We start from the raw sequence: 11,300 nt of genomic DNA, 5'->3' as shown, positions 1-11,300 counted from the left end.
CATCTAAGTACCCCGAGGAAAAGAAATCAACCGAGATTCCGTAAGTAGTGGCGAGCGAACGCGGAAGAGCCTGTATGTGTTATGGATTGAGTTAGTGGAACGCTCTGGAAAGTGCGGCCATAGTGGGTGATAGCCCCGTACACGAAAACCCATTCCAAGAACTAAGCATACGACAAGTAGGGCGGGACACGCGAAATCCTGTCTGAATATGGGGGGACCATCCTCCAAGGCTAAATACTCGTGATCGACCGATAGTGAACCAGTACCGTGAGGGAAAGGCGAAAAGAACCCCGGGAGGGGAGTGAAATAGAACCTGAAACCGGATGCATACAAACAGTGGGAGCCTGGAAACGGGTGACTGCGTACCTTTTGTATAATGGGTCAGCGACTTACATTCAGTGGCAAGCTTAACCGCATAGGGGAGGCGTAGGGAAACCGAGTCCGAATAGGGCGATTCAGTCGCTGGGTGTAGACCCGAAACCGAGTGATCTATCCATGGCCAGGATGAAGGTGCGGTAACACGCACTGGAGGTCCGAACCCACTAGTGTTGCAAAACTAGGGGATGAGCTGTGGATAGGGGTGAAAGGCTAAACAAACTCGGAGATAGCTGGTTCTCCCCGAAAACTATTTAGGTAGTGCCTCATGTATCACTTCCGGGGGTAAAGCACTGTTATGGCTAGGGGGTCATTGCGATTTACCAAACCATGGCAAACTCTGAATACCGGAAAGTGCAAGCATGGGAGACAGACGGTGGGTGCTAACGTCCATCGTCAAGAGGGAAACAACCCAGACCGCCAGCTAAGGTCCCAAATGATCAGTTAAGTGGTAAACGAGGTGGGAAGGCCTAGACAGCCAGGATGTTGGCTTAGAAGCAGCCATCATTTAAAGAAAGCGTAATAGCTCACTGGTCGAGTCGTCCTGCGCGGAAGATGTAACGGGGCTCAAACTGATAACCGAAGCTGCGGATGGGCACATTAATGTGTCCGTGGTAGGGGAGCGTTCTGTAGGTCTGTGAAGGTGGTGGTGTAAACCCTGCTGGAGATATCAGAAGTGCGAATGCTGACATGAGTAGCGATAAAGCGGGTGAAAAGCCCGCTCGCCGAAAGCCCAAGGTTTCCTACGCAACGTTCATCGGCGTAGGGTGAGTCGGCCCCTAAGGCGAGGCTGAAAAGCGTAGTCGATGGGAAACGGGTTAATATTCCCGTACTTTTATGCAGTGCGATGTGGGGACGGAGAAGGTTAGGTTAGCGGCCTGTTGGAATAGGTCGTTTAAGCCGGTAGGCTGGTGCGGTAGGCAAATCCGCTGCACCTTAAGGCCGAGAGGTGATGACGAGGATCTACGGATCTGAAGTAACTGATACCACGCTTCCAGGAAAAGCCACTAAGCTTCAGCTGCATAAGAACCGTACCGCAAACCGACACAGGTGGGCAGGATGAGAATTCTAAGGCGCTTGAGAGAACTCAGGAGAAGGAACTCGGCAAATTGACACCGTAACTTCGGGAGAAGGTGTGCCTCTGTTGGTGTAGGACTTCGCGTCCGAAGCTAGTAGAGGTCGCAGAGAATAGGTGGCTGCGACTGTTTAACAAAAACACAGCTCTGTGCCAACACGAAAGTGGACGTATACGGAGTGACGCCTGCCCGGTGCTGGAAGATTAAATGATGGGGTGCAAGCTCTTGATTGAAGTCCCAGTAAACGGCGGCCGTAACTATAACGGTCCTAAGGTAGCGAAATTCCTTGTCGGGTAAGTTCCGACCCGCACGAATGGCGTAACGATGGCCACACTGTCTCCTCCTGAGACTCAGCGAAGTTGAAATGTTTGTGAAGATGCAATCTACCCGCTGCTAGACGGAAAGACCCCGTGAACCTTTACTGTAGCTTTGCATTGGACTTTGAACAGACTTGTGTAGGATAGGTGGGAGGCTATGAAGCTGGAACGCTAGTTTCAGTGGAGCCGTCCTTGAAATACCACCCTGGTGTGTTTGAGGTTCTAACCTTGGTCCGTGATCCGGATCGGGGACAGTGCATGGTAGGCAGTTTGACTGGGGCGGTCTCCTCCCAAAGTGTAACGGAGGAGTTCGAAGGTTACCTAGGTACGGTCGGAAATCGTGCTGATAGTGCAATGGCAAAAGGTAGCTTAACTGCGAGACCGACAAGTCGAGCAGGTGCGAAAGCAGGACATAGTGATCCGGTGGTTCTGAATGGAAGGGCCATCGCTCAACGGATAAAAGGTACTCCGGGGATAACAGGCTGATTCCGCCCAAGAGTTCACATCGACGGCGGAGTTTGGCACCTCGATGTCGGCTCATCACATCCTGGGGCTGTAGCCGGTCCCAAGGGTATGGCTGTTCGCCATTTAAAGTGGTACGTGAGCTGGGTTCAAAACGTCGTGAGACAGTTTGGTCCCTATCTGCAGTGGGCGTTGGAAGTTTGACGGGGGCTGCTCCTAGTACGAGAGGACCGGAGTGGACGAACCTCTGGTGTACCGGTTGTGACGCCAGTCGCATCGCCGGGTAGCTAAGTTCGGAAGAGATAACCGCTGAAAGCATCTAAGCGGGAAACTTGCCTGAAGATGAGACTTCCCTGGAGGCTTGACCTCCCTGAAGAGTCGTTCGAGACCAGGACGTTGATAGGTCGGGTGTGGAAGCGCTGTGAGGCGTTAAGCTAACCGATACTAATTGCTCGTGAGGCTTGATCCTATCATTTGAGTTGCTTTGTTGATGATGAAGCGCTGGTTGATACAAGAAAATTCTACCGGCTGGAGATTTCCAGCCTGGCTTCTTCAAGTTTGTGACAGTTTATGTCTGGTGGCCATAGCGAGGTGGTCCCACGCCTTCCCATTCCGAACAGGACCGTGAAACGCCTCAGCGCCGATGATAGTGCAGATTCCTGTGTGAAAGTAGGACACCGCCAGACGCCCCATACCGAAGCCCAGCTCAAACGAGCTGGGCTTTGTGCTTTGGTGCGGCGAAAACACCGCACGCACCCCGCGGCCAACCTTGGCCGCCATCATGCAGCCGCTGCCACTCACCGAACGGCCCCGGTCACGTCGCCACCTACCCCAAGCCGGCCTGCGGCCGGCTCCCGGATGCGTCTGCGGCTTATGCCGGGCTACCACTACCGCTATGCTGCGGCCAACGTTGGCCGCAAGGTACCTCCCCCAACAAAAAGCCCGCTTATGCGGGCTTTTGCTTTTAACATCGCAGATCAGGCACGCTTCAGGCGTGGTTTGAACAGCGCTAGCGGTGTGGGTAGCAGCTGATCCGGTGTGCTGAGGCCTAGTGCATAACGGATGACTTCTTTCTTCACCGGGCCGCTGTGGTTGGCCAGCTTCAGGCCCAGGTTACGCACGAAGCGTAGCGGGCCGCTGTCGTTGCTGAAGCCGTAGCAGAAGGCGTCCATCAGGCGTTGCATGCCGTGATTGGGCAGCATGCGCTGGCGCTGGTAGCGCTGCAGTACGGCCAGGCTGGCGATGTCTTCGCCTTGCTGCACGGCCTGCTCCAGTACCTGGCACAGCGCCTCGGCGTCCTGGAAGCCCAGGTTGACGCCCTGACCGGCTAGCGGGTGGATGGTGTGGGCGGCGTCGCCGGCCAGCACCACGCCGGCGCGCACGTAGTCTTGCGCGTGGCGGCGGATCAGCGCAAAGCTGCCACGGCTGACGACATGGGTGAGGGTGGGCAGTGCGTCGGGGAATTCGCGGCTAAATGCGGCGATTAGCGCGGTATCGTCCAGCTGCAGCAGTTGTTGTACCTGCTGCGGCTGGTGGTACCACACCAGGGAAGCGTAATCACCCGGTAGCGGCAGCAGCGATTGCGGGCCGTTGGGGGTGAAGCGCTGCCAGGTGATGTCGCGCTCGCCGCCCTGGATACCGACGGTGGCCACGAAGGCGTGCATCGGGTACTCGTGGCTGTTGAGGCCGATGCTTGCGGCGTCGCGTACTTGCGATTTGGCACCGTCGGCGCCGATGACCAGGCGTGCGACAAAGCTGCGGCCGCTGGCCAGCTCGATACGGCTGCCACCGGCCTGGATGTCCAGACGCTGGATGCTGTCCGGGCAGATCAGCTGGATGTTGGCGTGCTGTTGCAGTGCCTGGGTGCAGGCCAGCTGCACGATGCGGTTTTCGATGATGTGGCCCAGGTTGGCCGCGTCTACTTCGCCGGCGTCGAATAGCGTGCCGGCGCTGCGGTCGGTTTCCCATACCTGCATGCGCTGGTAGGGGGCGCTACGCATGGCTTCGATGTGTTGCCAGGCGCCGATGCGCTCCAGCAGCGCGCGCGAGGCCGGGCTGATGGCGGATACGCGCAGGTCAGGCGGGCTGTCGGGGTCGAAGGCCGGTGGTGCCTGCTGTTCCAGCACGGCGATGTTCAGGCCGCTGTGGCCCAGCCGGGCAGCGATGGCGGTGCCCACCATGCCGCCGCCCACGATGAAGATATCTACATGTTCGACCATAAAACCCCCGATAGCACGCCGGCGCGGCCGGCAGGAAAGCGGCTACTGTAGCAGCGCACCTTGCGGCCAACCTTGGCCTGCATCAATCATGGGCTGCCGAGTTTGTCCTGCAGGCGCGGGATGATGAAGCTCATGAAGGCCTGGTATTTGCGCGGTAGCGGCTGCTGGTAGGCAAATACCAGGAACACCGGCCAGCCGGCAGCGCGCCAGTCGGGCAGTACTTCGGCCAGAATGCCTTTTTCCACCAGCGGCTGGCCCATATAGCTGGGTAGCAGGCCGATGCCGTGGTGCTGTTTGAGTACCGAAGCCACCACGCTGTACTGGTCTACCGTGAGCGCCGGGCGCAGCTTGATGGTGGTTTGCTGGTCATCGCGCTCCAGCCGCCATTCTTCGCCCTGTTCGCTGTAGTAGGCGTTGCTGATCAGGCGATGCAGCTGCAGGTCGTCCAGCGCATGCGGGCTGCCGTGCTCGGCCAGGTACTCGGGTGAGGCGTACAGCTTTTCCCACACCAGGCCGACCGGGCGCGCTACCAGGCGGTCGTCGTGCACATTACGGGTGCGCAGGCAGAAATCCAGCCCCTCTACTACCGGGTCCACCACGCGGTTTTCTACCTGCAGGCGGACTTGCAGGTCGGGAAACTCGTGCGCCAGCTCGGCCAGCAAGGGGCCCAGCAGTTGCTGCGCCAGGCCGGCGGAACAGCCGATACGCAGCGGGCCTTCTACCTTGTCTTTGCTTTCATCGATATCGGTGCGGATACCGGCCAGCAACAGGCGCAGCTTTTCGGCGTGCCGTGCCAGGCGTTGGCCGCTTTCGGTCAGTACCACGCGGCGGGTATTGCGCAGCACCAGCACGGTGCCCAGCTCTTGCTCCAGCTCTTTGATGAGCTGGCTGACGCGGCTTTTGGCACAGCCCAGATCGTTGGCCGCTGCGGTAAAACTGAGGCAGCGGGCGAGGGCGTCAAAAGCCAGGAGGGCGTCTGGCGGCAGGCTGGGCGTGGCTTTCATGTCAGGGCATAAGCGCGGTATCGGGTCTGCCAGTGTATCACCGCGCTTGCAATAATTGCGTAGCAAGGCGCTGGCCGAGCGTGGCGATGGCGGCCTCCAGCGCCGGAGTGAAAGGTTGGCCGCAATTGATGCGCAGGCAGTGGCCAAAGCGTGGCTCGGCCGAGAATGCCATGCCGGGGGCAAAGCTGATGCCGTCGGCCAGTGCGCCTTGCAGCAGCGCGGTGGTGTCGCTCTGCGGCGGGCATTCTACCCACAACAGCATGCCGCCTTGCGGCTTGCGGATGCGCGTGCCCTTGGGAAAGTGGCGCAGTACGGCGTCGGCGGTGGCGTGCATCTGGCTGGCCAGCTGCTGGCGGATGCGGGCGCTGGTGCGCTGGTAGTCGCCGCTATCCAGCACGTCGGCCAGCACGGCCTGCAATAGTGGCGACACCGTCAGCGTGCTGCTGGCCTGCAGCTGCGCCAGTGCGGCGTGGTGGCGGCCGGCTGCCACCCAGCCCAGCCGCAGCGATGGCGCGTAGCTCTTGGTGAACGAGGCGCAGTAGATCACCTGGTCGTGGCGGTCCCAGGCCTTCATGGGGGTAGGGCGTTCGCTGCCGTAGTACAGGTCGCCGAACACGTCGTCCTCGATCAGCGTCAGGCTGTACTGGCTGGCCAGCTGCAGCAGGCGCTTCTTGTGTTCGTCCGGCATCAGCGCGCCGGTGGGGTTCTGGAAGTGCGGTACGCATACCAGGCATTTCACTGCAGGACCGTGGCGCAGGGCGAACTCCAGCGCCTCCAGCGATAGCCCGCTGTCTGGCGTACAGGGGATCTCCAGCGCCTTCAGCCCCAGGCCCTGCAGGGTTTGCAGCAGGCCGAAGTACACCGGGGTTTCTACCGCCACCGTGTCGCCGGGGCGGGTGAGGTAGCGCAGCGCCAGGCTGATACCCTCGGTAATGCCGTGGCAGGGCAGGATGCCGTCTGCCTGCAGCGACAGGCCACGTTCGCTGGCGATGCGCTGCAGGCCATGGCACAGGCGGCGCTGGATGTCGCCTGGCAGGTGGGCGCCAATCAGCCCGGGCTGGCGGGTGAGCGTGCTTTGTAGCCGCCGCGCCAGCTCGGCCGACGGGTACAGCGTGGGCGAGGCTTCGGCCATGTGCAGCTGCCAGTGGATGCGCTCGTCACCCAGCTGCAGCAGGGTGGACATGCGGCTTTTCAGGTCAACCAGCGCCGCCGCGGCCGGTAGCGGCGAAGCCTGGCCGCTACCCGGTGCCGGGTGGGGCTGCAGGGCGGCAAAGTAGCCGGCGCGCGGGCGCGCCACCACGCGCTGTTGCTGTTCCAGGTGGCGGTAGGCGGCCAGCGCAGTGAGTACGTTCACGCCGTGCTCGGCGGCCAGCGCACGCACAGATGGCAGACGGCTGCCGGGCGGGTAGTGACCGCTATCTAGCTGCTGCAGCAAGTTGGCCGCAATGCGCTGGTAGACGGCGGGGAGGGCGGTATCGGTCATGGCTCTGTTATATAGAACAGACACGCCGTGCGCCAGTGTGTTGTAGCCCGCTGTGGCAGGCGGGCCACGCGGCTACCGCGTACAGTTCGCTTACCGGTGCTGTTCTGCCTGCCCCTTGCGGCGGGCCATACAGCAAGCGGCTGCCCAGACGGCAGCGCAGCCTGCGGGGGTGCTTGACCCGTGGCGGCCTACCCGGAAGCCTTTTGTATGAAAGAACAGCATGCTTAAACATTTACCCCCGTCTACCCTGATCGCCGGTGTGCTAACGATTGCCGTTGGCTATACCGGCCCCTTTCTCATCATCGTGCACGCCGCGCAGCAGGCCGGCCTGAGCGCCGCCGAGCTGGCCAGCTGGCTGTGGGCGGTGTCCATCGGCTCCGGCGTGGTGGGCCTGTGGCTGTCGTGGCGCTGGAAAATGCCCATCATTACCGCCTGGTCCACGCCTGGCGCTGCGCTGCTGTTGGCCGCGCTGCCTACGGTGAGCTACCCCGAGGCGGTGGGCGGTTATGTGATCGCCGGCCTGCTGGTCTGGCTGATCGGCATCAGCGGCGCGTTTGATGCGCTGATGAAGCGCTTCCCGCCTGCCTTAGCCGCCGGCCTGCTGGCGGGCATCCTGTTCCGTTTTGTGGCCGAGCTGGTACCGGCGGTGCGCGAGCACGCGGCGCTGGTGCTGCCGATGGCGCTGATGTTCTTTGTCGGCCGCCGGCTGTGGCCGCGCTACGCGCTGATGGGCGCGCTGGCGCTGGGCGGCGTGTTTCTGGCAGCGACCGGTGGCTTTGCCGCCGCACCCAGCCTGGCCAGCGCCGCCAGCGGCCCGCTGTGGACCACGCCGGTATTCAGCCTGGCCGGCCTCAGCAATATTGCGCTGCCGTTAGCGCTGATTGCGCTCACCGGCCAGTTTCTGCCCGGCATGGCGGTGCTGAAGAATGATGGTTACGAGATTCCGGCACGGGTACCGGTGAGTGCGCTGGGCGGTGCCTCGCTGCTGCTGGCGCCGTTTGGTTGCCACGGTGTGGTGCTGGCGGCGATCACCGCGGCCATGTGTACCGGCCCCGAAGCCCACCCGGACCGCGCCCAGCGCTGGAAAGCCGGCGTGGTGGCCGCCTGCTGCTACATCCTGGTGGCGCTGTTTGGTGGCGCGCTGGTGGCACTGCTGCTGGTACTGCCCAAGGCGCTGGTGATGGCGGCGGCGGCGCTGGCACTGTTCGGCACGCTGGCCAGCTCGCTATCGGCCGCGCTGGCCAGCGACACCCAGCGCGAGGCGGCTTTGCTGACCTTTGTGGTGGCGGCTTCCGGCGTGAGTTTTGCCGGTATCGGCGCACCGCTGTGGGCGCTGCTGGCCGGCGTGGCGGTAAGCCTGCTGTTGCGCTGGCAGCTGCCCAAGGCGGCCAAGGGCGCTACTTCCTGCCGCGAAAGCACGGCTAAACGCTGAAAAGTGGCAATGCTGCCACTGCACAGGCCACATCCGGCGGATGGTGGCCTGTTTTTCTATACAAATAGGCGATTGTATACAAAAATGCTGGCTTCACCGCTCACCACCGGAAGCCACCATGTTCCAGCCCGCCATCTACCAGCAGCGTCGCGACAAGCTTGCTGCCCTGCTGCCCGATAGCCTGATCCTGTTCCTGGGTAATGTCGATTCGCCGATGAACTACCGCGACAACATTTTCCCCTTTGTGCAGGACAGCTCGTTCCGCTACTTCTTCGGCCTGAACGAGCCCGGCCTGGCGGGCGTGATGGACACCGCCAACGGCGACACCACGCTGTTCGGCAACGACCCGGACGTAGCCGACATCGTGTGGACCGGCGAGCTGCCCACGCTGGCCGAACGCGCCGCGCGTGCCCAGGTTGGCCGCAGCCAGCCCTACGCCGCGCTGGCTGGCGTGCTGGCCGCTGCCCGCGCTGCCGGCCGTACCGTGCACTACCTGCAGCCCTACCGTGGCGAAACCGTGCTGGCGCTGGCCGGCCTGCTGGATGCTGCCCCGCAAGCCGCGCAGCAAGGCTATAGCGAGGCGCTGACCCGCGCCGTGGTGAGCCTGCGCGAAATCAAGGGCGAGGAGGAAATCGCCGAGATGGAAGCCGCGCTGGCCGTAACCCGCGACGCCCATCTGGCCGCCATGCGCGCCGCCCGTCCCGGCGTGGTAGAACACGCCATCGTCGGCGAAATGGAAGGCATCGTGCGCCGTCACGACTGGCAGCTGGCCTACCCCAGCATCTTCTCGCGCCGCGGCGAAGTGCTGCACAACCATCACCACGACCAGGTGCTGCAAGCCGGCGACCTGGTGGTCAACGACACCGGCGCCGCCAGCGGTGGCGGCTACGCCAGCGACATCACCCGCACCATTCCGGTGGGCGGCAAATTCAGCCCGCGCCAGCGCGAACTGTACGACACCGTGCTGGCCATGCAGCTGGCCGCCATCGACGCCATTCGCCCCGGCGTGCGCTACCTGGATATCCACAAGCTGTCCGCCCGCGTGATGGTGGAGCGCATGAGCGCGCTGGGCTTCTTCCACGGTGACGCCGACGCCATCGTGGAAAGCGGCGCCTACGCTATTGCCTTCCCGCACGGCCTGGGCCACCAGATCGGCATGGACGTACACGATATGGAAGGCCTGGGCGAAGACCTGGTGGGCTACGGCGACGGCACCGAGCGCAGCCCGCTGTTCGGCCTGGGCTACCTGCGCCTGGGCAAACCGCTCTTGGCCGGCATGGTGATTACCGTGGAGCCGGGCATTTACTTTATTCCGGCGCTGATCGACGCCTGGCAGGCCGAAGGCCGCCACGCGCAGTACATCAACTACGCCCGTTTCAACGAATACCGCGACTTCGGCGGCATCCGCATCGAGGACGACGTGCTGGTCACCGCCGACGGCAGCCGCGTGCTGGGCGAGCCTATTGCCAAAACCGCCGACGAAGTCGAGGCCGTCATGGCCGGTTAACCGCGTTTCATCGTGCAATACTCCATCACTGATACCGCCCTCCGGGGCGGTTTTTTTGTTTTATGCTGTGGTATGCACCGGTTGATATCGAACAAACCGTTACCAATACTTGCATAAAAAAGCTGTGCATTTGCCCGCCGTGTGCTTAGATGAAAGTACCGGCAAGCAAAGGGGAGTGCAAAAGCTTGCCCGGCCCCCCGCCGCCCAGGCGGCAAGACAATCCCGGGGTGTGGCCATCCAGCCCGATGGCGGCACCCGCGAAGAGGAGAATCATCATGGAATACCACGCCCTGCAAACGCTGAGCCTGCCTGCCCAGACCGACCTGATCCACGTTGAGCAGCGCCCGCAGCGCCAGGTCACGCTGAAAAGCCCCGCTACCGAAGTGATGACCGACCTGCGCGTGATCGACCCGATCAGCATCAACGAAGACGCGCTGCTGGATGACGCCCACGCGCGCATGGTGAGCCACGGTATCCGCCTGCTGTTCGTGACCGACGCCGACGGCAGCTTTGCCGGCCTGCTAACCGCCACCGACGTGCTGGGCGAGCGCCCGCTCAAGCAGATCCACGAGCACGGCAAGCGCCATAAAGAAATCGTGGTGGGCGACGTGATGACGCCGCGCAAGCAGCTGGAAGCGCTGAACCTGGCCGATATCAGCCGCTCCACCGTGGGCCACGTGGTGGCCACCATGAAAGACCTGGGTCGCCAGCATTCGCTGGTGGTCGAGCGTAACGAGTCCAGTGGCCACTACGAAGTGTGCGGGCTGTTCTCCACCTCCACCATCGCCCGCCGCCTGGGCACCTCGCTGAACTTTGTACGCGTGCCCAAGGCGTTTTCCGAGATCGAACACGCGCTGATGCACGAAGAGTAAGCGGCAGCCTGCACCGCCACAGCAACCCGGCCCCGCGCCGGGTTTTGTTTTGCCTGCGGCCAACCTTAGTCCGTGTCGGCGTCCTGCGGTACGGCGGTGGTGTATTTGCAGGTGTTGATCACCACCAGCGATTCGAACTCGCGCACGTGCGGGTTGTTCATCAGGTGGGCGCGGGCAAAGCGCTCGTAGTCGGCCATGTCGCGTACCAGCACCATCAGCACAAAATCCGGGCGGCCGGTCACGTTGTAGCACTCCATTACCTCGGGCGCGGCCAGCATGCTGGCCTTGAAGGCGTCCACCAGCGGCGTTTGCGCGCGCTGCAGCATCACGTTTACCACCAGGCGCAGGCTGCGGCCGAACAGCGCCGGGTCCACCAGCGCCACCTCGCGGCGGATGTGGCCGTCGGCGCGCAGCCGCTTCAGGCGGCGGGTGACGGCGGTAGGCGACAGGTTCACCGCCTCGGCCAGCGCGTCGTGGGTCTGGCGCGCGTCTTCTTGCAGCAGTGCCAGCAGCTTGCGGTCGTAGTTATCCAGCATGTCAGTTTTCCTGCGTT

The 11,300-nt window shown here is 62.5% G+C and carries 7 protein-coding genes and 2 rRNA genes (1 of these 9 running past the window's edge); 5 read left to right on the top strand and 4 right to left on the bottom strand.

Annotation, left to right across the window (positions count from 1 at the left end):
* Window positions 1–2,699: ribosomal RNA gene (locus LCH97_RS12410) — 23S ribosomal RNA — on the top strand (it extends 192 nt beyond the left edge of the window).
* A 104-nt stretch (window positions 2,700–2,803) separates the two neighbouring features.
* A 5S ribosomal RNA gene (rrf, locus tag LCH97_RS12405) occupies window positions 2,804–2,916 on the top strand.
* A gap of 291 nt (window positions 2,917–3,207) precedes the next feature.
* Here the strand turns inward: rrf and LCH97_RS12400 are convergent.
* The 3 genes from LCH97_RS12400 to LCH97_RS12390 form a co-directional block, all read right to left on the bottom strand.
* Window positions 3,208–4,449, bottom strand: coding sequence for an FAD-dependent monooxygenase (locus tag LCH97_RS12400; RefSeq protein WP_227301958.1), 1,242 nt, complete (start codon window positions 4,447–4,449; stop codon window positions 3,208–3,210).
* Between the two features lie 86 nt (window positions 4,450–4,535).
* Entirely contained in the window at window positions 4,536–5,453 is a 918-nt protein-coding gene (locus tag LCH97_RS12395) for a LysR family transcriptional regulator (protein WP_227301957.1), read from the bottom strand.
* A gap of 37 nt (window positions 5,454–5,490) precedes the next feature.
* Window positions 5,491–6,936: a PLP-dependent aminotransferase family protein gene (locus LCH97_RS12390; protein ID WP_227301956.1), complete on the bottom strand. Its 1,446-nt coding sequence runs from the start codon at window positions 6,934–6,936 to the stop codon at window positions 5,491–5,493.
* A gap of 220 nt (window positions 6,937–7,156) precedes the next feature.
* Between LCH97_RS12390 and LCH97_RS12385 the strand changes: the two genes are divergently transcribed.
* From LCH97_RS12385 to LCH97_RS12375, 3 genes are all read left to right on the top strand, one after another.
* Window positions 7,157–8,368, top strand: coding sequence for a benzoate/H(+) symporter BenE family transporter (locus LCH97_RS12385; protein ID WP_227301955.1), 1,212 nt, complete (start codon window positions 7,157–7,159; stop codon window positions 8,366–8,368).
* A gap of 118 nt (window positions 8,369–8,486) precedes the next feature.
* A complete protein-coding gene (locus tag LCH97_RS12380) occupies window positions 8,487–9,875 on the top strand; it encodes an aminopeptidase P family protein (RefSeq protein ID WP_227301954.1) in 1,389 nt (462 codons plus the stop codon).
* Window positions 9,876–10,150: 275 nt separating this feature from the next.
* Window positions 10,151–10,747 carry a CBS domain-containing protein gene (locus LCH97_RS12375; RefSeq protein ID WP_017510379.1) on the top strand — a complete coding sequence of 199 codons (597 nt, stop codon included), beginning with the start codon at window positions 10,151–10,153 and terminating at the stop codon, window positions 10,745–10,747.
* A 65-nt stretch (window positions 10,748–10,812) separates the two neighbouring features.
* On the opposite strand, the gene LCH97_RS12370 is transcribed toward LCH97_RS12375, so the two are convergent.
* The gene (locus LCH97_RS12370) at window positions 10,813–11,283 is read right to left on the bottom strand and encodes an Lrp/AsnC family transcriptional regulator (protein ID WP_227301953.1); all 471 of its coding nucleotides are present in this window, start codon (window positions 11,281–11,283) and stop codon (window positions 10,813–10,815) included.
* Window positions 11,284–11,300 lie beyond the last annotated feature (17 nt).

The sequence above is a fragment of the Vogesella sp. XCS3 genome (assembly GCF_020616155.1).
GTDB lineage: Bacteria > Pseudomonadota > Gammaproteobacteria > Burkholderiales > Chromobacteriaceae > Vogesella.
The sequence above is the reverse complement of the archived record's forward strand: the minus strand, read 5'-3'. Positions and strand labels throughout refer to the sequence as shown.

Coding starts and splice junctions, on each gene's coding strand:
- LCH97_RS12400 (WP_227301958.1), bottom strand. CDS start 4,449: ATGGTCGAACATGTAGATATCTTCATCGTGGGCGGCGGCATGGTGGGC.
- LCH97_RS12395 (WP_227301957.1), bottom strand. CDS start 5,453: ATGAAAGCCACGCCCAGCCTGCCGCCAGACGCCCTCCTGGCTTTTGAC.
- LCH97_RS12390 (WP_227301956.1), bottom strand. CDS start 6,936: ATGACCGATACCGCCCTCCCCGCCGTCTACCAGCGCATTGCGGCCAAC.
- LCH97_RS12385 (WP_227301955.1), top strand. CDS start 7,157: ATGCTTAAACATTTACCCCCGTCTACCCTGATCGCCGGTGTGCTAACG.
- LCH97_RS12380 (WP_227301954.1), top strand. CDS start 8,487: ATGTTCCAGCCCGCCATCTACCAGCAGCGTCGCGACAAGCTTGCTGCC.
- LCH97_RS12375 (WP_017510379.1), top strand. CDS start 10,151: ATGGAATACCACGCCCTGCAAACGCTGAGCCTGCCTGCCCAGACCGAC.
- LCH97_RS12370 (WP_227301953.1), bottom strand. CDS start 11,283: ATGCTGGATAACTACGACCGCAAGCTGCTGGCACTGCTGCAAGAAGAC.